Source organism: Allosphingosinicella indica, from assembly GCF_900177405.1.
Lineage (GTDB): Bacteria > Pseudomonadota > Alphaproteobacteria > Sphingomonadales > Sphingomonadaceae > Allosphingosinicella > Allosphingosinicella indica.
Genome location: NZ_LT840185.1, coordinates 146,624 through 169,565, shown reverse-complemented (window position 1 = coordinate 169,565; position 22,942 = coordinate 146,624). Strand labels below are relative to the sequence as shown.

Sequence of the window (22,942 nt, the reverse complement as noted above, 5' to 3'; positions counted from 1 at the left end):
AGCGGCCGCCGCTTTCCCGGCACTGGCCGGGAGCGGTGACCGGACCTTGTGAGAAGTGGCCACTGGAAGCGTCCAACGGAACATGCAGGCGCCTTCCAACTTTCCGCCGCGATCGACCCCGGTCACAGGACCTAGCTGAGATGCCTCACTGAACAGCTGGAGGGTGCCCGTCCGGACGGGCCTCCGGCGCTTCACAGGAGATTGGCGCCGATGGTCCGACGGCCGGAATGGATCGCCGCCCGGAGTTCTCACCGCTCCCAACCTGTGCCGGTGGACGTCCTCTCCCTCCTCGCGATGCGCCGACCGGCGCCAGAGGGTCGCCCTGCACGCCTCGCCGCCGCCGCCCGCAACCCGCCGACCTGCGGCCCGTGTTGCCCTTGCGGGCTGCCCGCGCCGGCCTTGGCCGGGGGTGTCCCGGCGCGCCTGGCGCGCCGGTGCGGGAGGGCACCGCCGCCGTGCCTGGTGGCACCCGTCGCCGGACGGTCCGGCGCATCCTTGAAGGAGACGAAGCCATGCACACGACGCTCGCAGCCCAGCTCGCCCAACTCGAGCTCGGCCATATCCATATCGCGCGGATCGAAATTGCCGCCACCGATGTCCTCCCGGATCCCGGCGCCGTGGAGCAGACCGTCGCGGCCATCTGGTCCGATCTGTTCGCGCTCTTTCCAGGAACCGCGCTCGAGGAGGATGTCGAGGAGCTCGCCTGGGGTCTCGTCAATCTCTTCCACCGCGCCGCGTCCAAGCGCTCGGGCCAGCTCGATCGCGCGACCGACGAAATCCGATGCCTGCTCGCCAGTGCCGACGGCTCCGAAGTCCATACCGGCGAACTCGAGAAGCAGATCGACCGCGCACGCGGCGCCGAGGCCGCGATGGTCGGTCTCGAGAGCTTTCGCGAAGCCGCGGCCTTGCTCTACACCCGCGAGACCGGATCGTCCTGGCGTCCGGCAGGTAGCTCGCGCTTCAATCATGGCGAGGGTCTGACATCCGCCGTGGTCGATGGGCGTGCGTTTCTCAAGGCACGCGCCGAAAGCCGCCGTCGCGCCGCGATGCCCGAAGGCACGCCGATCGTCTTCGGTGGCGGACGACAGACCTTTGCGACTACGGACGAAGCCAAAGCCTATGGCGACGCGATCTGGGCGACGCTCGACAAGGTCTATGACCGCGTTCCTGACATGGTCCTCGTCCATGGCGGCGACACCAAGGGCGCGGACGGTCTGGCCGCTTCGTGGGCCGAGCAGCGCAAGGTGTCGCAGATCGCTTTTTCCCTCGACCGGCGTCTGGGCGCCCGCGCGGGCTTCCGCCGGAACGAGCAGATGCTGGCGCTCGACCCGCGCTACGTCGTCGCCTTCTCGGGCAATGGCGTGCTCGAGCGGCTGGTGATCGACGCTAAGGCAAAGCGCATCGCGGTGGTCGACCGGCGCGGGCCGGGCGGCACCAATCCCAAGCAGGCGGCGCGCGCTGCGGCTGCGGTCTGACCGCGAGTCGCGCCGGGCCGGTCTCATCCGGTCCGGTGCGATCGCGCTTTTTGCTTGTCCTTTCATCCCTCGGAGGCGAGTCTCATCCCATGCGAAGCGGCACCGATTTCCTGCCGGACGGCAAGCAGCGCGAGCTCGCGTTCGTGGTCGATGCGATCCGCGAGGGTTTCGACTTCGCGATTGCGCGCCGGACGATGCCCAGATTGCGCGGCGGCAAGCTCCTCAAGATCATCCTCTTCGGAAGTTATGCGCGCGGCGACTGGGTCGAGGATCCGGTCGGCCGCTATTTTTCGGACTATGATCTGCTCGTCGTCGTCGATCGCGAGGAACTGACCGACGTTCCCGAATTCTGGGCGAAGACCGAAGAGCGATTGCTCGCCGAACTGGCCGGTGGGACGACGCTGCGCACGCCGGTCAGCATCGTCTATCACAGCCTCGACGACGTGAACGAGAAGCTCGCGCTCGGCCGCTATTTCTTCATCGACATCCTGCGCGACGGGACGGCCCTGTTCGAGGAGCCGGGTCATCCATTCGCCGAACCGCGGCCGCTTTCGCCCGCCGAAGCGCTGAAGGAAACGCAGGATTATTTCGACGAATGGTTCGAGAGTGCACGAGATTTCGAAGAGAGCGCGCGGGACGCAATTGGAAGGGGCAAGAGTAAGCTGGCGGCGTTTCTGCTCCACCAAGCGAGCGAGCGATACTATCATTGCCTTTTTTTGGTGCGCACGTTGTACAGCCCGAAGACGCACAATCTGAACCAGCTGCGGCAGCTCGCCGAGGACATTGAGCCGCGGTTGAAGCAGGTGTGGCCGCGCGAGACCAAGTTCGAGCGGCGCTGCTATGAGCTGCTCCGCGAGGCCTATGTGAAGGCACGCTATTCACGCCATTACCGGATCAGCGCCGAGCAGCTCGAGTGGCTGTCTGCGCGGGTCGCTTTGCTCCACCAGATCGTGCGCGAAGCTTGCGAGGCGCGGATCGCAACCTTGGCGGAGGCCGCCTAGGGCTTTTCTAGCGCAACGAGTGCGATGGGTTGAGGTGTTTGCTTCTGCGGTCGCGGACCACCCCGTTCCTGATTTCCAGCCCGGTGTGCCGCGGCGTCGCCGGTCCGCAACCCGCGGCCCTGCGGCCCGTGTTGCCCTGACGGGCTGCCCGCGCCGGCCTTGGGCCGGGGTTCCCCTGCGGTGCGGTCCGGCGCCCTTGCCGCGGCTCTCGTCGGGCTGTCGCTCGGGACGGTCCGGCGACTTGCAGGAGAGCTACCATGACCAACATCGTCCTTCTCGTCGGCAATCTCGGCGCCGACCCCGACCTCCGGTCCACCAATGGCGGCACCGATGTCGCGAGCTTCAGTCTCGGCACGAGCCGGCCGAAGCGCGACAGCGAAGGCAAGACCTTCAAGGATGCGAGCGGCTTCACGGCCAAGGAGACCGAGTGGCATCGCGTCACCTGCTTCAACGGTCTCGGACGGATCGTCGCGCAATATGCAACCAAGGGACAGCTCGTCTCGGTCCGTGGACGCATCCACAACAGCAAGTGGACCGACCGCGAGGGCATCGAGCGCTACGGCTACGAGGTCATTGCCGACGACGTTCAGTTTCTCGGCGGCCGCTCGGGCAACCGCGACGACGATCCGCCGGAGGCCGGTAACGACGTCGATTGATCTGATGGCCCCGGTGGAAACGCCGGGGCCATTGCTTTGCTTGAGTGCGGCAGAGGGGAGGGGGCGGGAGAGGGTCGTCACGTGGAGGCCCAGCGTGGCGGCCGGCGCTGCGGCTCTCAAGGATGCGCGGTCCCCCCAATTTGCTGGCGCAAATCGGCTCCCCCACGCCCCGCTGCGCGGCGCGCTGCGCGCGTCCCTGACAGCCGCATCGCCGACCGCCTGCGAAGGGTCATCTTCAATCCCGAAGATCGAGGAGAGGGCAATGACCACGATGGCGATGATTTCGAAAACCGGCGAACGGATGGATGCGATGCGTGTGGAGTTCGGTGCGATCCTGGCCGACAGGATCCTCGAAACCGAGCTTCTGGACTTTCTGTGGGAGGCGCGGATCGGCGAGCGATATCTGGGTCAGCATTTCAGCGAGGATTGGATCTGTGATGGTGATGGCGAGGAGCTGTCGCGCGTGGCCATTATGAGCGTGTTGAACGGTCGGTTCCAAATCGCGGCCTGCGTGGTGGACGGCGAGGGGGTGCCGAGCGAGCTGATCTGGCGGCGCGATTGCCACGGATCGGATGAAGCAAATTCGATGTTCGCGACAGCGCATTGAGCGAGCGACTTTGGGGGCGGTGCAGGTGCATCGCCTCCGCTTCGTTTTTGCGGCAGACGGGAAGTGGGGAGGGAGACAGTTAGGAGACCGGAGGGCAAGATAAAGGCAGAGTCTCTCGATCGCGCCTAGCACGCTGCGATAGCAGGGAAATTTAGAGAGACATAGACTCGACGAGCGAGACAAATTGTCTCTTTATTTTTGGGAAGCTCTGACACTGTCGCTTTTAAATATTTTTCGCATTGGTGTGCCCGGAATGGCGGCTTTGCGCCCTAATCTCGGTCCTTTAGTATGCCATCCGACTTCCCTAAAATTAGCCGTTTGCCTGAACGTTCCCGACTTTGGCCCCGATGGCATCGGTCGGAGGTGCGCCGCCGCCCAATCTGATCGAGTGGTTGCGATAATTGCCTCAATGTCTATCCCGTGCGGGAGGGTGGCAACTTCATGTCGATGAGTGTGAGGCAGCAGAAATGGAGGGAAACGGCTGAAAGCTGTCTGCTCGACTTGGTCGCGCATTTCGAATCCGGGGGATCAGCGGTCGAGGTCAACTTCCGACAGCTCGTCAGTTCGGATGGCGGCACGAGTAAGAGCGCGCACGCGATTCATCCCTATCCTGCTAAGCTGCTCGTAAACATCCCGCAGTTTTTCCTTGCCGCACTACCAACTGTGGCAGGAAGCGCGCTGCTCGATCCTTTCTGTGGCTCGGGGACAGTGCTCTACGAGGGCGCGCTGGCTGGCATGCGTCCCGTTGGCTCGGACTCAAATCCATTGGCCCGGCTGATCACTAGGGCCAAGCTTACGCCGTTGGATCGAGAGGTCGCCCGACGGCAACTCGACGAGGTGATGGCGGCTTATCCCTCGGCATCGCCGACGATTCCGGATGTCGTGAACCGCGACTATTGGTTCTCGGCGAGGATCTCTGATTGTCTAGGGAGGTTGAAGACAGCGATCGAGCGAAGCGTACCTGCACCGCATCGGCCGGTGTTCGATGTCAGTTTCTCAGCGACGGTAAGGCGCGTCAGCTACGCTGATCCGAGATTGTCGGTCCCGGTCAAAATCAATCCGGACCGAAGCGCTAGATACGGGGCGAAGGGCGACGAGGTCATCCGCCGCCTCGGACGTCTCGCCAAGATCGACGTGGGAGCGGTGTTCTGGAGCATCGCCAACCAAAACATCCAGCGTTGCCCCGAACTAGGACAAGGGTTCCCGGTCGGTCAGCCGGAAATTTTCTCCGATGCGCGGTCACTCAGGCTTGGAGAGGCCTCGGTGGGCCTCGCCATCACCTCACCGCCCTACGTTGGGGCTCAGAAGTACGTGCGGGCGTCCAGCCTTTCGCTTGGATGGCTCGGCCTGACTCCGGATTGCAAGCTGCGTCCCATAGAGCAGCAATCGATCGGGCGCGAACACCTCGCGGCTCAAGATGCGCTCGAGCCTTCTGGGACGGGCTTGGCCGAGGCCGATCGCCTCCTAGACGAGATCGTCGAGCGTAACCCGCTTCGTGCACGAATTGCACAGCGCTACCTGCTCGAGATGCGAGACGCCTTGTCTGAGCTTTCGCGCACGATGAGGCATGATGGCAGCCTGATCCTCGTGGTGGGGCCAAACCTTGTCGCCGGCCTCGAGTTTCCAACGCCGTTCTTCCTGCAACGGATCGCTGAGAGTCTTGGCTTCTCCACCCAGCTTCATCTCACGGACTCCATAGATTCGCGGGGCCTGATGACGAAGCGCAACCGCACAGCGGGGGTGATCCAGCAGGAGTCCGTCTTTCTCTTGAAGCGGGTGCGCACCGGTGCGTAGCGGTCCCCGCCATGATCCCATCACTGACGAGCTGCAGTCAAAGATCAAGACTCTGCACAGCTCCATTTGGGAGCGAAGGGCGGACTGGCCCGAGGTGCTCAACTGGCTCGGCCAGTTTGAAGAGCACGACGATCCCGACGCCGATGAGCAGCTTCAGGTGCTCCGGCTGCTTTCAAGCTTCATGTATTTCGGGGTGAACGAGATTCGAGCTCTGCTCCGCTCTCTCTTTCGCGACACTTTCCGCCCGCAGGTCGCCAAGGAGGTGCGCTCAGGACTGCATTCCTCGACTACCCTTGGCATAGTCGGCAGCATGGTCGACGTCGAGCTGCGGCGCACCCGCTTCGTGCCGCTTGGCAACCCGTCTGAGAGCAGCGCGCTTCTTATGTACTACTTCCGGCAGGAGAACGCCCTGCCGAAAAACCTCTTCCTGCACGGTTCGGACATATTCGATCTTTCGGCCGTCGGGTCCGGTGGCGGCCTGAAGGTTCGCGATACCGATATCACCCGCTACGTCTTCATCGACGATCTGTGCGGCTCAGGACATCAGGGCCGGGAGTACTCCGATCGGGTCGTGAAGCCCCTCAAGAGCATCAGCCCGGGCGTGAAGACCTACTACTATCCGATTTTCGGGCTGTCCGATGGGATCGAACATCTCCGCACGCACTCGGCCTTCGATGAGGTCTATCCTGTGGTCGAACTCGACCCAACATTTCGGGCCTTCGCAACGGATTCCCGCCTCTACGTCGAGCCGAAAATTGCCCCACTTCGGTTGCCGACGGAGGCCACCTGCCGGCGCTACGGACGCGAACTAGTGCCCGCGCATCCGCTGGGTTGGGAAGACGGCCAGCTTTACATAGGCTTCGCGCATAATACGCCGGACAACAGCCTCCCGATATTCTGGTGCGACCATACCGGTCCACGACCATGGCGGCCGATCTTCCGCCGATACCCTAAGGTTTCCTGGTGATGTCCGGTTTAATATCAAGCAACCCGTTCAGCCTCACGAAGGCTAACGACCTGAGCGACGACCAAATTCAGGAGCTTTGGGTGGATATCGCCCCGCCCGACAGCCCGGACTCACTGTTTAGCGCTGGTAGGTTCGCATCGCCGATGCCGACGTTCATCCTGGGCAGCAAGGGTAGCGGCAAGACCCACCTCATGCGCTACGCTTCGTTTCCCTTGCAGAAGAAGCGGTTCGAAAGGGATAAACAGAGGCCTCTCGTCGGTGCTCGGGTAGACGGCTACGTGGGTATATACACCCTCTGCAGCGGGCTCGAAACCGGCCGTTTCCAAGGCAAGTGTCAGTCCGGCGAGGCTTGGCTCGAGGTGTTCTCCTACTATCTCGAGCTTTCGCTCGGGATCGCGGCGCTCGCGGTAATAGACGATCTGCTGGACGGAGACGTCCAAAATAATATCGAGCCGATGTTTTGTGCGGCGGTCGGCCGGCTTTTCGATTCCGATCCGCCCGCCGCCAGTGACGTGGGCGCTTTGATCGACGAACTCGAGCGGCGCAGACGCGAGCTCGACTACCAGGTCAACAACGCCGCGTTCACGGGTGAGCTGTTCCCGAACGTCACAGCTAGCCGCGGCAAGCTAATCTTCGGCATTCCCCAGGCCTTCCAGGACTGCTCCAGCGACCTCGGCGGATTCCTCTTCGCCTATCAGCTGGACGAGCTTGAGAATCTGACCGAGGCCCAGCAGAAGCATGTGAACACGCTCGTGCGCGATCGCCGCGGGCCGGCCACCCTCAAGATCGGTGCACGGCAGTTCGGGATTAAGACCCACGCGACGATGAGCGCGGGCGAGGAGAACATCAGGGACTCCGAGTTTGAGGAGTTGCGGCTGGATCTCCGGTTCCGGCGGAATGAGAAGACGTACAGGGATCTCGTGGCTTTACTGGTCGAACGCCGGCTTCAGAACTTCTGGCCACAGTCGTCGACTGGCGCGGCCGGCCGGGGCCGCCGTCTCACAGACTGGTTCGAGGAGCCTAAGCGCGATCCCTTCGATCCGTTCTTCATGAAACTGGTTAAGGGCGCGCCATCCCCGGAGAGGCCACATATGGCCCATCTGCGGGACGCACTGGCGGGCCAGCTTTCGCGCGGCGGCATTCGTGGGGTCCGGAACGACGAGGATATCCAGGCCATCATGAACGCGATTACCGTTCCCGATGCGCCTCTACTGGAGAAGCTGAACACCTTCCTCATGTTCAATGCATGGGCAAAGGGCTTGGACCTCGCACAGACGGCGACGTCGATCAGATCTGACTGTGAGGCGTTCGTCAGCTCGAAAGGCGTTGGACGGTATCGGCAGAAGCTTGACCACTACAAGTCGGACCTGATCGCCCAGATGTTTAGGGACGCCTCCTTCAGACACAACTACGGCGGTCTCGACGAATTCACTCGCATGTCCGAGGGACAGCCTAGGGCGCTGATCACATTGCTGAAGCAGACCTTTGACTGGGCCACCTTTCAGGGTGAGCGACCTTTCGAGGCCGGCAGCATCAGTCTTGATGCGGAAAGCAAGGGCGCGCTCGCCGCGGCGGACTGGTTCTACAACAACATGAGGAAGGCCGGTGGCGAGGGGCAAGCGATCCTTATCGCCGTGGATCGGTTGGCGGAACTCTTTCGAATCAACAGGTTCGCGGACAATCCAATCGAGTGCTCGCTCATCGGCTTTAGCGTGAGCGCACGCGTTGGTTCCGAGACGTCCCAAAGGAACCTGCGGCTTGCTCTCGACCACTCTTTCCTTGTCGAGATTCTCGGGGGGCAGTCCGAGCGGAACTCCGAGCAGGTGACGGGCAAGTTTCAGCTCAACAGGATGCTGGTGCCCAAATGGGGGCTCGCGACAGGACGCAGGGGCATTAAGCCCCTGAGCGAGGTGGAAATGAACGCGATCTTCGATCCGGAGATGGGTGAGACTTTCGAGAAGGTGAAGGCTGACTGGGCGAGTCGGATGAATGCTCCCTTCGAGCGGGCGCGCCGTGCGTCCAAGGATTTCGCCAACAGCAGCACCGGCGACAGCCAAGACGACCTTTTTGGCGACTGAGCTCATGGCGCACGACTACGGACTTTACCTGCGCGAGGAAATCTTCGGTGCCCGGGGCTGGCAGGCAACTGACAGCTACGACCTGTTTCTCTCTGCGTTCAACCTCGGCGAACGGACCGTCGAGGTATACGGCCGCATTGGGGCGACCGAGAAGATCTGGCTTATACACGAGGAATACGGGCTCTCCGGCGGCGAAGTGCCAGATGGGCAGAAGTTCCAACTCGCGGGCTCGGACGAGGCGATCTACTGCAACGCCCTAATCGACAGTTTGCTCGCGAATGGTCAGCTCGACGTTGCGCGGACAAGGCTCTGCATAGACATCACCGGAATTCTCCGACCCCATCTGCTGTTCATCACGCTCTACTTGAAGCGTCTCGGTGTCCGCGTCGTCGACATGCTGTATGCGGAGCCCAAGCACTACGCGCTCAAGGAGAAGACGCCTTTCTCGACAGGATCGATTCTTGAGGTGCGCCCTGTTCGGGGTTTCGAGGGGGCTTCGAGCATGCGCGGTGGCGAGGACTTTCTCGTGATCGGGATGGGATACGATGATCGCCTGCTCGCCGCGGTCGCCGAAAACAAGGACAAGGCTGAGAAGCACCAGCTGTTCGGCCTCCCGTCGCTGCGGGCCGACATGTATCAGGAAAGCGTGCTGAGATCGCGCCGGGCGGCCGACGAGCTCGGCGACTCCAACTTCTCCGAGACGCATCGTTCGTTCGCACCCGCGAACGACCCGTTCGGGACGGCATCGGTGCTAGGCGAAATCATCGAGCAGAGACTGGCCCGACAACCCGACACCAGCTTGATGCTATGCCCGCTGGGCACGAAGGCGCAGGTGCTCGGCTTCGCGCTCTATCACATCTTCGAGGGCGGCCTACTCGGCGCACGCATCGTTTTCCCTTTCAGCGAGGGTTACTCGCCCAAGACAGGGACCGATATGGCGCGTGCTTGGCTCTATCGCGTCGAGCTTTGACCACGCCGTCGGCTGTCGAAGATGGCGGCAGCCATTCTGAGCTGACAAGTTACCAGACGCCGCAGGGCGCATCGTCAGCTAACGGTAGTCTTTTTAGAAGTCACCAGTCGGCAGACGACCCAATTTCGGTCGTTTGCTACTGAGCCTCATCAACTGGCAGCTTTTGGGGCGGAAGCAGGCAATCCGCCTTTAGATTGTAAGCTGAATTCGCGGACGTCCGCCGGTTTAGCAGCATTATAACGCAATCGATCTATTGCGGCCATTAATGCCCGCTGACACGATGCACTCATGGATCGCTCACATCTCTCATTGGCCTCGCTTTTTTTGCTGCGAGTGAATTCGGCGCCCCTAATCCAGGTGAACCCGTGGGAACTGTTTGATCACGTCCCGGCATCGCCGGCGCGGGAGCGCTGACCGTGGGGCCCTTCGACATCACGAAAGAGATGGTTGCCGACCTGTCCGATGAAAGCCTGCGCGAACTCCTGCGGCATCTGCTCGAAACGGAGGCGAAGGCGCGCGGGATCGCGGCGGCCGGGATCTCCGTCGGTGGCAATCAGACCGCAGGGGACGGCGGCGTTGACGCGTCTATCGTCTGGACCGGCGATCCCAAGCCGCAGGGCTGGCTGCCCCGCCGGATGAACGTCTTCCAGTCCAAGGCCGAGGCCATGGGTCCTGCCAAAATCAAGAAGGAGACGCGGCGCCGGGACAAGCCACGCCCGATCTTCACCGAACTGGCGAGGACGCGCGGTTCCTACATCATCTTCTCGACCGACGATCCGTCGGCGTCGGCCTACGACGCGCGGATCACCGCGATGCGCGAGGCAGTCGCGGACGTGCCGAACAACGACCGTATCGCACTCGACTTTTACGGTGCGGACAAGATCGCTCGGTGGGCCAACGAGCACGTCGGCATCGCCGGCTGGCTAACCGGGAAGCTTGGGCGGCCGCGTGGCGGCTGGGAACCTTACGGGAACTGGTCGAGGGCGGCCGATCTCGGCGGTAGATACGTCCTTGACGACACGAGCCGCGCCAAGGTCGGCGGGGCATACGTACCGGTCGCCGAAGCGATATCCCGCATACGGACGCATCTCGCGGTGCCGGGAAACGCGGTTCGGCTGATCGGGCTCTCGGGAATGGGCAAGACGCGCTTCGCGGAGGCGCTGTTCGACAAACGCTTGCAGGGCGGTTCCGAACTGCCACCTTCCTCCGCGATCTACGCCGACGCGGGTCTCCAACCCGAGGTATCCCCCGCACTGCTGACGGAGCAGCTCGCGGCCAGCCGCACTCCGGCGATCATCGTCGTCGACAACTGCTCGCAAAAGCTGCACGGGCAGCTTGCGGAGCTCGTGAAGCGCGACACGAGCCAGACAAGCCTGCTCACGATCGACTACGACGTGGACGGCGAGGGCACGGCCGGGCTGCTCGTGTCGCTCGCCAACAACAGTGAGGTCGTACTTGTCGATCTGCTCGGGCAGCGCTTTCCAAAGCTCAGCCGGGCCGAGCGGGCCCACCTCGCCAAATTCTCTGGCGGCAACGCCCGCATCGCATTGAAGATCGCGGAAGCCAGTCGGCCCGGCGTTGACGTCTCCAAGCTGAATGACTCCGAGCTATTGGACCGCCTGTTCCAAGTCGAGCGCGAGGGCGCCGACGACGATGCACGGCTGTGCGCCGCCGTCGCGTCGCTCGTCTACGCCTTCTACGCGAAGGATCATGGCAACTACGCCGCGGAGTACCCGACGCTCGCCGGGATCGCGGAGACGACGGCGGCCAGGTTTCATCGCGCCGTCTCGCGCTTCCTCGATTGGGGCATCGTGCAAATGCGCGGACCTCAGCGTGCCGTAATGCCTCAACCCCTCGCCAATATGCTGGCGGCCCCCTTCATCCGCCAAAGCGACCCGGCGGTCCTCATCGCAGCATTTAGCTCCGGCCCGCGTCGACTCTTCGCGTCCTTTGCCCGTCGGATCGGTCAGCTGCACGACGTTCCGGAGGCCGTGGAGATCGCCCGGCTCCTGCTGGACGCTGCCGCCCCGTTGGGTCGCCCCGGTCTCCTCGACGACGTGGACAGCGGCGCCTTTGTGCACATCGCGCCGTGCAACCCGGAGTCCGCGCTCGCGGCGATCGAGCGCGAGCTCGCGGGGCCGGACCGAGACCGCCTGCTCATCCCGGATGAGCGGCGGCGCGACTTCACGCAACTGCTTGTACAGATCGCGCACGACGCCCGCTTCTTCCAACGCGTCTTGGCCGTCCTGACAGAATTCACGCTCGCCGACGGGGACGTGCGGGAGGAACTGCGCGCCCGCAACCATCTGCTCGAACGGTTCTGGCCGATCTTCTCCTTTACGCACGCCAAACAGGCGCAACGGCTGTCGACCCTCGACGAGATGCTTGCCAGCAAAGACGACAGGGTCGTGTCGCTCGGTGTGGAAGCGCTGGACCACATGATGGACTCGAGGCACTTCAGCTCGTCGTTGAACCTCGAGTTTGGCGCACGCGCCCTGCTGAGCGAATGGCGACCGTACAACGGTGACGGTTACGGACCCTGGTTCAAGGCAGCGTACGACCGTCTCGTAGCGGCTTCCCGCGGTAAGGGCGCACTCGCCGACAGAGCGCGTCAAGTGATCGCGCAGCACTTTCGCGAGCACGTCTCCGCCAACTTCGCTGATCTCGCCATGGAGGCGATGCGCCAAGTCGGCGGCAACGACTTCTGGGAGGAGGGCTGGCGCAACGTGAACGACGCGCTCCACTTCCAGAAACGGCGTGACGGCAAGGCAGACAGGGCCGACCTGATCCGCCTGGAGCAAGACATGCGTCCCCGCACGATCGACGACCTTTTCAAGGCCTTCGTGCTCGGAGAACCGTGGAGACACTGGCACCCGAGTGGCCGCGAGAGGTCCTCGATCCGCAAGGTTGGGTTGCTCGCTCGCGCCATGGGCAAGTGCCTCGTCCGTGATGAGGTCGAGCTGGGCCCCTACATAGCGCGCGCAACGAGCCGCGGAGGCTTCAACAGTGCCAGGCAGTTCGGCGTCGGCTTGGCGCGTGCGACGCGCGATCCGGAAGCCCTATGGCGTCAGGCTTACGGGGTGCTCGAGAGGCACGAGCCGGAGGAGCGCGATCCATCGATACTGGATGGCATGTTGCAGGGCTCGCGACTGCACAGTCCAGGCTGGGTGTCTGGCAAGCTGGACGAGATCATCGACGACCCCTTGCTCGGTCAGCATCTCGTCGAACTCCACACTGCAGTACCCTTGGACGAGGCGGCCGTCGAACGCTTCCGGACCGCGCTGAAGCAGCGCCGGGTCGCGCCGGACCGGTTCGCGTTCCTTATGTCCGGCGGGGTGACCCAGACCATCCCCGCTCCGGCACTGGCGCGATTCCTGCGGGAACTGTTTGACCACGAGGGCGGCCAGCTTCCCGCGATGCAGGTGCTCCACATGCGCATCTACGGCGACCGCAGCGACGGACTGGAGGTCGATAAAGCGCTCATCGACCTCGGACGCGACCTTCTCGCCCGACCGGAGATTTACTCGGAAAAGTTCGCACGGCAAGACCACGGCATCGACGTCATCGCCAATGTTGCATTGCGTGGAGATAGTGCCGCCGAGGCTGCACGCAGAATCTGCCGCGCCATGGTCAGCGCAGCCACAAACAAGCCATATTCCTATCCGGACCTCGGCTCGACCTGCCAGACGCTCATGCGGCTCCATCCCAGGGTTGTCCTCGAAGAAATCGTCGCCCGGTCCGACAACGACCACCTAATCGAGGGCTTTTTCGGCGGTTGGCGCCGGAACGATGAAGATTTTGAGCCGAACGAGATCGAGATAGACATGGAGGTCGTGTTCGACTGGCTCCGTGAGGATCCGGCAGAACGCTCGGTCAAACTAGCCAACTTCATCCCGTACACTACAAAGCACGCAGACGGCTCAAGCCTTGGCTGGTCGCCGATGGCCCTCGAGCTCCTAACGCTAAGTCCCGACCGGGTGGCGGTGCTGCTCACGTACGAGAACCGCTTCTTCTCGGGCGGCGGCAGTGGATCCTTCGCGCTGCGCTTCGTTCGACGTAGGCCGCTCGTCGCCGCGATGGCGAAGCACGAAAGCGACGCAGTGCGGGGATGGGCCGCGGCGGCTTCGGAGCGCCTCGAGGCGACCATCGTGCGGTGGGATGAGCGAGAGGCCGCCGACGACAGCCTCTTTGAATGAGCAACGACCCTCCGGTCGGATGCTCAAGGCTGCTGTCGCAACGCGCCAGCGTGCGAAAACGTGCAGATTGATTACGCCGCTGCCTAAGGCTCCGCCACACCCAAATAGTCGAATACCTCGCCTAAAAGCGCGCCCAGACGGTCGAACTCCGCCCGAACACGTGCTTCGGCGAGCCTAGCCACGTGGTTAGCCACGTCGACTTTCGTACCCGCGCGGAACCGCCGCGTAACGTACATTCTGTAGGCTTCATCGACCTCGACGTTTCCGGCGCCGCCTTTCAGGATTTCCTCGACCATCACAGCCGGATAGGTGTCAGCAAGCAACCTATCCTCGAGCATTCCGCGTGCTTCCGCCCACTGCCAAACATCGAGACTGTAAAGCACTTCCAGGGTTACCGGCAGACGGAAGCCGGCTCGGAGCGCTGCGATCGCATGATCCGGCTTGGGATAGCAGAAGCATTTTGCCGACGCGGTATTTCCGACACCCGCGTTCCATTCATTCTTCGTCTTGATCGCGTCCACGTCCAGAATACCTGCAGCCCGCGGGCCGTCCTGGTGATGCTTGTGCTGGCAACGCCAGCCGTTGAGCATATCGATGACGTAGCTGTGTCCCGCACCTTCTCGTTTGGTTTCAATGTCCACGAAGCCCGCCCGCGCCGCGTGAAAGACCGTTGCGCAGCGTCCGAGCACAATCTTGTCACTTTCTCCCTCAACGAATATCTTCGGCCGGTTCTGCCGGGCGAGGACTTCGGCGCTGTGCCTAGCTTCAACCTGCTCCCGAACGTTAAGCACAAGCTGCTTTACGCGGGGCGCCAGCAGGGCCATGGTGCCCATCTTCTCGTCAACGGCGCAGCCACTCTCGCTGACGGACGTACCTTCGTCGTCAGTGTCCCGATAGACGTGCGCACAGGCGACGCCTTCAGGACATGTATCTCCAAGATCGTAGAAAACAGGGGAGTGAGTGGTGAGCAGGATCTGGGCAACGCCACGGGAGGCGAAGTCGGCAAGCTGCACAGCGAGTTCGACGGCACTTGAAAATTCGAGGTTGTTCTCCGGCTCCTCATAAGCCCAAATGTAGCTGTACGGTGCCGCCCCCCGCACCTGCAGCGATCGTTTTTTCTCGGCCATGAACTTCAGAATCAGCGGGATATGCCGCGTCTTGATCCCGTCTCCCCTGTGATCGAGCGAAATACCTTTCGCACCGCTCAGGAAGTCGAGCCGTTGGAAGATGTGGCTTAGATCGCGCGGCAACGCGAGACGGGTTTCAATGCCGAGACTGTGGCCGATTCCCGTGGTTAGGTCTGCCAGATGTTCTCCAATCGAGTCTTCAAACGCGGTGCTGGAGGTGCGGAAGGTCCGCGCCGCAACTTCGGCAATTATGCTGTAAATCCGCCCGCGGAGGTCATCGAAGTAGCCGGAGTCCTTGATGGCAGGCACATATTCGAATTCAATTTGCCTGAGCAGGCCGTGCGCGTTCGACCTTTCCGGTATATCGACCTGCGTCCGGACTTCCCGTCCGCGGCGGTTTGTCGACAAGCGATAGCCCCAGTAATGATTCACGTGTAGTCCACCGCTTCGCCATCGTTTCTCCCACACAATGATCTCGCCGTTCGTTGAGTAGTAAGACGAGGGGATGTTGAGCTCGAGGCGGACGACTACCTCTTTTGCCGTCTTAGCTCGCTCGGGAACGAAAAGGTTGTAGTCGTCCTCGAAGTCGAAAGACTTGCCGGCGTTGGTCACCTCATTAAAAAAAAGATTTAGGGCGCGGAGGATGTTAGATTTTCCGCTGTCGTTTTTGCCTACCAAAACGGAGAGCTTGTCCGCAGGTATAGTCAGGCGCTGGATGGAGCGAAAATTCTCGATGTGAATCTGGCGAATGGTAACGCTCATCAAGACCCCCTCGCCGCGGCTGCTCCGCGCGGAAGTCAGTTAATTATCATGTATTTCGCCGTCGCCAAGGAGTTCCGACCACCGGCGCCTAAGGTGCTGCTCCATGCTCACGGATGCTGCCTGCACGAGGCGATTACGCTCACTGTGCCCGTGCGTGAACTTCCCGTGAATTCTTCATAAGGGCCTAGGCCGGAATAAGTGTGAGAGGCTGGCGCGAAGGAGACGTGCGATCACCGACCAAATGCGTCGGTAAATAGGGCGCAGCGCGGTCAAGCCGGAGCAGCCAAGAATGTGGAACTGACCAGTCGAATTTGGATGTTGAAAGTCTCACGTCGATCCGTGATGGCTCATACGAGCTCGCTAAAGCGCAAACAAAGTGTGGGACGAGTTGTGGGGTCGGACTCTGACGGTTGCGCCGTTTTCGGCGGAACTCAGCCATTTTCCGGCTTGACTTTGGTGACCCCTACGGTCGCCCAACCTACGTGTCAGATTGTGCCAGAAACTGCCTGTCGCATGCGTATTTTGGATGATCGCGCGGTGTTGCGTGCCCGTACGTCGCGGTACGGCTCGCTCGAGCGCTGCAAAAGTGTGGGACCGATTGAGGCTGGCAAGTGCATCGCCGAAGGCAATTCGCGTGTGTTCGGGGAGGTAGAACTGAACGATTATCGCTTTGACCGGGTCACCGTCGCGGATCTTCCGATGATCGATCGCTGGCTGCAGACGCCGGCGGTTCGGGAATGGTGGATCGATGCCGAAGGGAACCCCGCGGATCCCATCGGAGCAAGCGATCTTGGTCAGAGAGACGTCGATATGTGGATCGTGTCTTGGAAGGGGCTCCCGTTCGCTTTCATGCAGGATTATGATCCGCATGCCTGCGAAGGACATCATTTCGCGTACCTGCCGGCGGGCTCGCGCGGCATCGATCAATTCATCGGTGACGCGGCGATGCTGGATCGGGGACATGGGTCCTCATTCATCAAGGCGCGTATCGCTACCCTGTTTGCGTCTGGCGTGCCCGCCGTCGGTACTGATCCGCATCCGAGGAACGCGCGAGCTATCCGCGCCTATGAGAAGTCGGGCTTTGTTGCGAAAGAGATATGCTCGACCGCCTGGGGCATGTGTCTCCTGATGGAAGTTCAGGCTGGTCGGTCATGAAGCGTCGTTCGGCCACTGTCTGGCCGCTGTTCGCTTAGTTGGGCAGACGCTCGGTACCGACGCTCGCTTGCCTCAGGCGAGAACGCTGAGACTGGCGACGGGGATTGGCGCGCGTTCGAAGGCGAGAAACGCAGGGTCGACTTCGGGATCGTCCGGCAATGCGGTGCCGGTCACCGCGCGAGCGATCATCGCACCGATTGCCGGTGCGAGCTTGAAGCCGTGCCCGCTGCAGCCGTTCGCAACGAAATAGCCTGGAACCGGCGTTGCGCCGACGATCGGATGAACGTCCGCGCGGTTCATGGTGTAGAGGCCGCTATAGCCCCTAACCCCTCGGATCGTCGTCAGTTGCGGCAGGCGATGCTGAAGCGCGTGGAGCTTGGCCGCTGCGAAGCCGGCATCCAGCGTTCGGTCGAAACGGTCCGGATCGACCGCCTCGCGCTCGTCCTCCTCCAGAACGGACCCGACGATCAGCTCGCGGCCGTTGTTGCCGGTTCGAAAATAGATGCCGCCGGCGGGATCCCCGCATACCGGTATCATTCCCGCCAGATCGCCCGGTCGTTCGATCTGGACAATCTGGATCCGCGTCGGCTTCAGCGGCCAGGGGTTGGTGAGGCCGACCATCGCGTCCAGTTCGCGGCACCAGGGACCGGCTGCGTTGATGACCGCGCCGCAGGCAATGTCGCCTTCGCTGCTTACTATCAGCAAGGCGCCGCCCTCCGGCCTGACATCTTGCACCGTCGTACCGAAGCGAAACTCCACACCCAATGTGCGCAGCGCGCGGACGAGGTCGGCCGCCGCGTCCATCGGCTCGACGTAACCGGCCTCGGTTTCCAGCAGATGCCCGCCGCCGCCGTCGCAGATATGCGGCTCGCCGTGGACCAGGTCGGGCGCGATGGGGCAGGGGTTTATCGCCGGAAACAGGGCCTTGAGTTGCACATCGTCGAGGACTTCGACAGGCCATTGCAGCGCGCGCAGACGCTCCGCGTCGCGCCGGGCGCGAGGTGCGTCGCCGTCGCCGATCCACAGGTTGCCATGGCGATGATAGCGCGCCGCGGGGTCGCTCAGTCCGACGAAGTCGGGCCAGTTGCGATACGCGCGGATGCCCTCCCGGGCCAAGACGACGGTCTCTGCAAGGCTATATTTGGCGCGGCAGACGGCGGAGGATGCTCCGGTCGAACCGGCGCCGATGCCCGGCGCGCGCTCCAGGACGGTCACCTTGCAGCGCGCGCGTCGTGCGATCTGGAGCGCGGAGCACAAGCCGATGATGCCGGCGCCTATGATCACGACATCCCGGATGTGCTTCATTGCCAGCCGCCCGCTCCATTCACTCATCGCCGCATGGCCGTTCGCATATGTGCCAAGGCACGAACCTTCGGATACATCACTGTTCTTGATGGCCGCCTCATTCAGGCCCGTCGTCAAGGCAGCCGATCAAAATCTCCAGACGTCCTTTACTGTGTTCCACGATACACACATGTATTGTAATGCGTCAATTGCGGCGTTATGGATCGGTCGGAGATCATCGGGAGGGACATATGCGCAGGCGGGTCGCGAGGGACGTGTTGGTCGGGCTTGCGTTGGGCGGCACAGCGCTATCCACCCCGGCATATGCGCAAGCGGGCGACGTCGATGCGGCCATGCCCGGTCCCGCCGTCGCGGACGCCACGGCCGGAGACATCATCGTCACCGCAAGGCGGCGTGAAGAACGGCTCCTCGACGTGCCGGCGTCGGTCTCGGCTTTCTCGAATGCCGACATCCAGAACCGGGGCGTGACGACCCTGAACGAGTTGCAGACGTCGGTGCCGGCGTTGCGGATCGTCGATATCGGCCCGGGATCCCAGCGCATCCAGCTGCGGGGCATTTCGCAATATCTGGGGCTGCCGACCGTCGGCAACTATATCGACGAATTCTCGGTCAACAACGAAGGCGCTTCGGGATCGGCCGAAATCCGCCTGCTCGACATGGAACGCGTCGAGGTGCTGCGCGGACCGCAACCGGCCTTGTACGGCGAAGGGTCGATGGGCGGCACGATCCGCTACGTCACAGCCAGTCCCGACCTGACCGCCTGGAGCGGTACCGCATTGGCGGAGCTCAGCACCGTCCGGGACGGGAAGGCAGGTTATCGGGTCGAAGGCGTGCTCAACGTCCCGATCGTTGCCGACGTCGCCGGCCTCAGGCTGGCTGCGGCGCAGGAACGGCTACCCGGGTGGACCGACGGCATCCTCGGCCGCAATCTCAACGACCAGAATATCACCACGCTGCGCGGCAAGCTTCTCGTCGAGCCCAGCCCGCAGCTCAGCATCTCGCTGCTCGGCTTGTATCACAAGACCGGACAGGACGTGAAAAGCTACTCGCTCGAGGACCGGACGACCGAACAGACCGTGCCGTCGGTCGCCCGCCAGGATTATTATCTCGGCAATCTGGTCGTCAGCTACGACGCGGGCCCCGTGACGCTGCTCAGCTCGACCGGCTATCTCGACCAGGACGGCCGCAGCGTCGACGACAGCGTGAAATTCTACAACGTGCTGTTCGGCGCGCCGCTGCTTGCCAGCGCGATCACCGACACGACCGGCACCTTCAGACGCTGGGCGCAGGAATTCCGCCTGAGCTCCAACGGATCCGGCCCGCTGCAGTATCTGGTGGGTGCGAGCTATTCGGAGGCGCGTAACCGCGGCCTGATCGACGCTTATGGCGAATCCCTCGTGCCCGGTCTTCCCGCCGAGGCGCTCGGCGTGGTCTTCGAACAGACGTCGCGTGTCACCTCTAAGGTCCTGGCCCTGTTCGGCAACGTCAGCTACGAATTCGCGGACCGGCTAACGGTCGATGCGGGCGGCCGCTATTTTCGCGACCGCCGTTCGGTCGCGAGCGGTCTCACCCTCATCGGGTTGCCGGTGCCTCCGTCGCAGCTCGACGACAGCGCGGTGTTCGACAGCTTCAATCCGCGCGTGAACCTCTCGCTCAAGACCGGGACGAGCGGCGTGCTCTACGCCAATGCGGCGAAGGGATTCCGGAGCGGCGGTTTCAATCTCAGCGTCGATCCCGCAACGCCTCCGACCTTCGGACCCGAGAAATTGTGGAGCTACGAGGTCGGCACGCGCCAGAGCCTGATCGGAAGCACTCTCATCGTCGAGGCGGCGGTCTATTATAACGACTATAAGGACATCCAGGCGACCATCGTGCAGGCGAGCACGGGTGCGGTGGTGGCCGGCACGCGCAATGCCGGCAAGGCGCGCGGCTTCGGCGCCGACCTCACCTTGCTGGCGCGACCAAGCCGCGACTTGAGCATCACCGGCACGCTGGGCTGGAACAAGGTCGAGTATAAGACGCTGTCGCCCGACCGGTTTCCCGGCGACCCGCTTGACCTGGTGCCCGAATGGACCTGGTCTGCTTCGGTGGATTACACGCCGCGGCTCAACGACAGCGTGGGCCTGATCCTTCACGCCGACATCGGCTTTACCGACGCCGCCCAGATCACCCTGCGCAACCTCGTCGCGCTTGGCTTCGACGCGGCGGAATTTTCGCAATCGCGCGCCGTCCTCAACCTGCGGGCGGGCGTCGATCTCGGCACGTACGACATCTACGCGTTCGCCAACAACGCGCTTGACGAAAATCGCATCGCCAACCCAAGCTTCGGTGCGTTCTTCGAAGAAATCCGTACTCGCCCTCGGACGCTGGGGCTGGGCGTGAGAGCACGCTTCTGACGGGAGTTGGTCGGCGAGATGCGCGAGCGGGCACAGGATTTGATCGAGCGGTCCTTCGTCTGGGACAATCATGCCTGCATGCCGCTGCGCTACGGGGACGAGACGTTCCTGCCCGAGCTTGCCCGCGCCAAGGAGAGCGGTTTTTCGGCGGTCACGTTGAACCTGGGGTTCGGCGATCAGGCGCCCGAAGAGCATCTGCGCATGGCCGCGTGGTTTCGCCGGTGGCTAAGGCAGCACAACCGGGATTTCATGCTGGTGACGTCGGCGCAGGAGCTGGACAAAGCCCGCCGCACCGGCCGCGTCGCAGTCTTGTTCGACATAGAAGGCGCCGTGGCGATCGGCGACCAGCTCAGCCTGATCGAAATGTATCGCGATCTGGGGGTGACCTGGATGCTTCTGGTCTACAACCGGTCGAACAGCGTCGGGTCCGGATGCATGGACGAACATGATGGCGGTCTGACCGCGTTCGGACGGGAAGTCGTCGCCGAGATGAACCGGGTCGGGATGACCCTGTGCCTTTCGCATACCGGCGAGCGCACCGCGCGCGAGGCATTGGATGCATCCGCCCGGCCAATGATCTTTTCGCACTCGAATTGCGGGGCGGTTTTCCCGCATCCGCGCAACATTTCGGACGACATGATAAAGGCCTGCGCTGCGCGGGGCGGCGTGGTGGGGATCAACGGCCTCGGTAATTTCCTCGGGGAGGATGGCGCGCCGCTGGTGCCCGCGATCCTGCGTCATATCGATCATGCGGTGCAGCTCGTCGGGCCAAGGCATGTCGGGCTTGGGCTCGACTATGTCTACGATCAGGAGGAGCTACGCGAATATCTCCGCTCCAAGCCGGAATTGTTCCCAGGCGGCCTGCCGGACAGCCTCCCGTTCGTGGCGCCGGAGGCGTTGCCGGACATCGTCGAAGGCATGCTCGCGCTTGGCTATTCCGACGACGACGTCGCTCTTGTCCTCGGCGGGAACTGGCTACGGGTGCTGGGCGGGAACTGGACGGCGACGCACCCGGATTGACGTTCTAGAATCCGCAGAGGATCCGGTCGTAAAGCGGAGCGAGAGTTCGCCGCCTTTCGCGCGTCTCGCGAATACCGAGCGCATAATAGCCGATCTGGTGGAAGTAGACGATCCGGGCGCGGATCATCGCTTCGTCCTCTTCCTGGCCCGCATCCAGAAAGACGCGCCGCAGCGCGTCGATCCGCTGGTCGTCCGCCTCGCGAACTTTATCCGCGATGGCGGGGTCGATCCCGCCCCATTGCCGGATTGCGGCATCGAGGGCCGGATCGAATTCGCGCTCCTCGATAAACATGCGCACCATCCGGCGATATCGTTCCTGCGGCGTGCCGGAGCGCTGAAGTGCAAGAAGGAAATGGCGGGTATTGCTGTTCTGCCAGTCGGCGAGCAGGTGATCGAGCAAATCCTGCCGGTTGCGAAACCGCCAGTAGAAGCCGCCGCGCGTGACCCCCAGGCGCTGGGCGAGCGGATTTATCTGGACCGCGGCCACTCCGCCTTCGATCAGCATCGTGCGGGCGGCAGCTATCCAGTCCGCTTCCAGCGGCGTCGCCTGCTCGTCCTTGTCGGCAGCGGAGCGCGTCTTTGTCTGTTTGCTAGCCATGCGGGGGCGCGCTGCTCCTTCTCGCCATTCCTGTATCAGAAGCCGCTGCGACCGCTAAATTCTGCTGTTGTGCCAAGATGCCGGTCCAGGAAATGCCGCACAGGCGGCACGACCAGATCGGGCCTGTGCGCCACCTCATGGCCATGATGCGGGATTTCGTGTGTGGTCCAGCCTGCCGCCGCCAGCGCCGGGCGGGACGCGCGAATCCGGCTGGCGATCGGCAGCGGCACGCCCGCTTCCACCAGATCGCCGTCGCCGCCGAAATAGATCATGCGGGGGATCGGCGCGGGCCGCGTCGCCGCAGTCTCCGGCCAGCCCAGCACACTGCGGTAGAAGTTGCTCCATTGTGCATATTGCTCGTCATTGCGAAGCACGACGCGCGCGCCCTCGTCGAACTTCCCGATCTTGCGCGTCGACGCTTCGAGAGCCTCGGCATAAGGCGCGCCGAGGGCCGGCCAGCCTCCGATCACCAGCGCCGAAAGTCGATCGGTCCTCGCCGCAAGCTGAAGGCCGACCGCACCGCTCCAAGAGTATCCCCAGAAAGCGAAGCGATCGAACCCGGCTGCGTCGGCGACGCTCAAAAGGTCCTGGCAGACGCGATCGGCGGTCAAAGCGTCGGGCGCGATATCCGCGCTTCGGCCGATGCTGGGATAGTCGAGGGTGAGCACCTGGTAGACGTCGGTCAGCCGGTCGAGATAGCCCGTCAGTATCGCCGCACTTTTCGGGCCGAATATCTCGACGTGCGAGGCCATGAGGGGCAGGCCGATCATCAACGGACGGCCAGCGCCGTGAAGTTCGAAATGGACGCCGCTGCGCGGATCGACCGGCATCGCCG

The 22,942-nt window shown here is 62.9% G+C and carries 16 protein-coding genes; 12 read left to right on the top strand and 4 right to left on the bottom strand.

Annotated elements, in window-relative coordinates:
* The first annotated feature begins 512 nt into the window (after positions 1-512).
* From B9N75_RS00800 to B9N75_RS00760, 9 genes are all read left to right on the top strand, one after another.
* Positions 513-1,475, top strand: a complete 963-nt coding sequence (locus tag B9N75_RS00800) for a DUF2493 domain-containing protein (protein ID WP_085217084.1) — start codon at positions 513-515, stop codon at positions 1,473-1,475.
* An 89-nt stretch (positions 1,476-1,564) separates the two neighbouring features.
* Positions 1,565-2,476 carry a HEPN domain-containing protein gene (locus B9N75_RS00795; RefSeq protein ID WP_085217083.1) on the top strand — a complete coding sequence of 304 codons (912 nt, stop codon included), beginning with the start codon at positions 1,565-1,567 and terminating at the stop codon, positions 2,474-2,476.
* Positions 2,477-2,733: 257 nt separating this feature from the next.
* Positions 2,734-3,132 carry a single-stranded DNA-binding protein gene (locus tag B9N75_RS00790; RefSeq protein WP_085217082.1) on the top strand — a complete coding sequence of 133 codons (399 nt, stop codon included), beginning with the start codon at positions 2,734-2,736 and terminating at the stop codon, positions 3,130-3,132.
* Positions 3,133-3,394: 262 nt separating this feature from the next.
* On the top strand, positions 3,395-3,739 hold the full coding sequence (locus tag B9N75_RS00785) for a hypothetical protein (protein ID WP_085217081.1): 345 nt from the start codon (positions 3,395-3,397) through the stop codon (positions 3,737-3,739).
* Between the two features lie 441 nt (positions 3,740-4,180).
* Positions 4,181-5,533, top strand: coding sequence for a TRM11 family methyltransferase (locus B9N75_RS00780; protein WP_157123628.1), 1,353 nt, complete (start codon positions 4,181-4,183; stop codon positions 5,531-5,533).
* Positions 5,534-5,627: 94 nt separating this feature from the next.
* Entirely contained in the window at positions 5,628-6,500 is an 873-nt protein-coding gene (locus tag B9N75_RS00775; RefSeq protein ID WP_157123627.1) for a phosphoribosyltransferase-like protein, read from the top strand.
* Positions 6,500-8,578, top strand: a complete 2,079-nt coding sequence (locus B9N75_RS00770; protein ID WP_085217078.1) for an ORC-CDC6 family AAA ATPase — start codon at positions 6,500-6,502, stop codon at positions 8,576-8,578. The genes B9N75_RS00775 and B9N75_RS00770 overlap by 1 nt, the downstream gene beginning before the upstream one ends.
* Positions 8,579-8,582: 4 nt before the next feature.
* Entirely contained in the window at positions 8,583-9,548 is a 966-nt protein-coding gene (locus B9N75_RS00765) for a hypothetical protein (protein WP_085217077.1), read from the top strand.
* A gap of 416 nt (positions 9,549-9,964) precedes the next feature.
* Positions 9,965-13,744 (top strand): hypothetical protein, encoded by a 3,780-nt coding sequence (locus tag B9N75_RS00760; protein ID WP_085217076.1) that lies wholly within the window; start codon positions 9,965-9,967, stop codon positions 13,742-13,744.
* A gap of 83 nt (positions 13,745-13,827) precedes the next feature.
* Here the strand turns inward: B9N75_RS00760 and B9N75_RS00755 are convergent, their stop codons facing one another.
* On the bottom strand, positions 13,828-15,633 hold the full coding sequence (locus tag B9N75_RS00755; RefSeq protein WP_085217075.1) for an ATP-dependent nuclease: 1,806 nt from the start codon (positions 15,631-15,633) through the stop codon (positions 13,828-13,830).
* A 513-nt stretch (positions 15,634-16,146) separates the two neighbouring features.
* Between B9N75_RS00755 and B9N75_RS00750 the strand changes: the two genes are divergently transcribed.
* Positions 16,147-16,788 carry a GNAT family N-acetyltransferase gene (locus B9N75_RS00750; RefSeq protein WP_197685120.1) on the top strand — a complete coding sequence of 214 codons (642 nt, stop codon included), beginning with the start codon at positions 16,147-16,149 and terminating at the stop codon, positions 16,786-16,788.
* Positions 16,789-16,860: 72 nt separating this feature from the next.
* Here the strand turns inward: B9N75_RS00750 and B9N75_RS00745 are convergent, their stop codons facing one another.
* Positions 16,861-18,210, bottom strand: a complete 1,350-nt coding sequence (locus B9N75_RS00745; RefSeq protein ID WP_085217074.1) for an NAD(P)/FAD-dependent oxidoreductase — start codon at positions 18,208-18,210, stop codon at positions 16,861-16,863.
* 215 nt (positions 18,211-18,425) lie between these two features.
* Here B9N75_RS00745 and B9N75_RS00740 point away from each other — a divergent pair, with 215 nt between their 5' ends.
* Together B9N75_RS00740 and B9N75_RS00735 are read left to right on the top strand one after the other, a co-directional pair.
* Positions 18,426-20,489, top strand: coding sequence for a TonB-dependent receptor (locus tag B9N75_RS00740; protein ID WP_210189343.1), 2,064 nt, complete (start codon positions 18,426-18,428; stop codon positions 20,487-20,489).
* A gap of 6 nt (positions 20,490-20,495) precedes the next feature.
* Positions 20,496-21,509: a dipeptidase gene (locus B9N75_RS00735; protein WP_085217072.1), complete on the top strand. Its 1,014-nt coding sequence runs from the start codon at positions 20,496-20,498 to the stop codon at positions 21,507-21,509.
* Between the two features lie 4 nt (positions 21,510-21,513).
* Here B9N75_RS00735 and B9N75_RS00730 read toward each other — a convergent pair whose 3' ends face one another.
* Together B9N75_RS00730 and B9N75_RS00725 are read right to left on the bottom strand one after the other, a co-directional pair.
* Positions 21,514-22,107 carry a TetR/AcrR family transcriptional regulator gene (locus B9N75_RS00730; protein WP_085217071.1) on the bottom strand — a complete coding sequence of 198 codons (594 nt, stop codon included), beginning with the start codon at positions 22,105-22,107 and terminating at the stop codon, positions 21,514-21,516.
* A gap of 35 nt (positions 22,108-22,142) precedes the next feature.
* Entirely contained in the window at positions 22,143-22,937 is a 795-nt protein-coding gene (locus B9N75_RS00725; RefSeq protein ID WP_085217070.1) for an alpha/beta fold hydrolase, read from the bottom strand.
* Positions 22,938-22,942 lie beyond the last annotated feature (5 nt).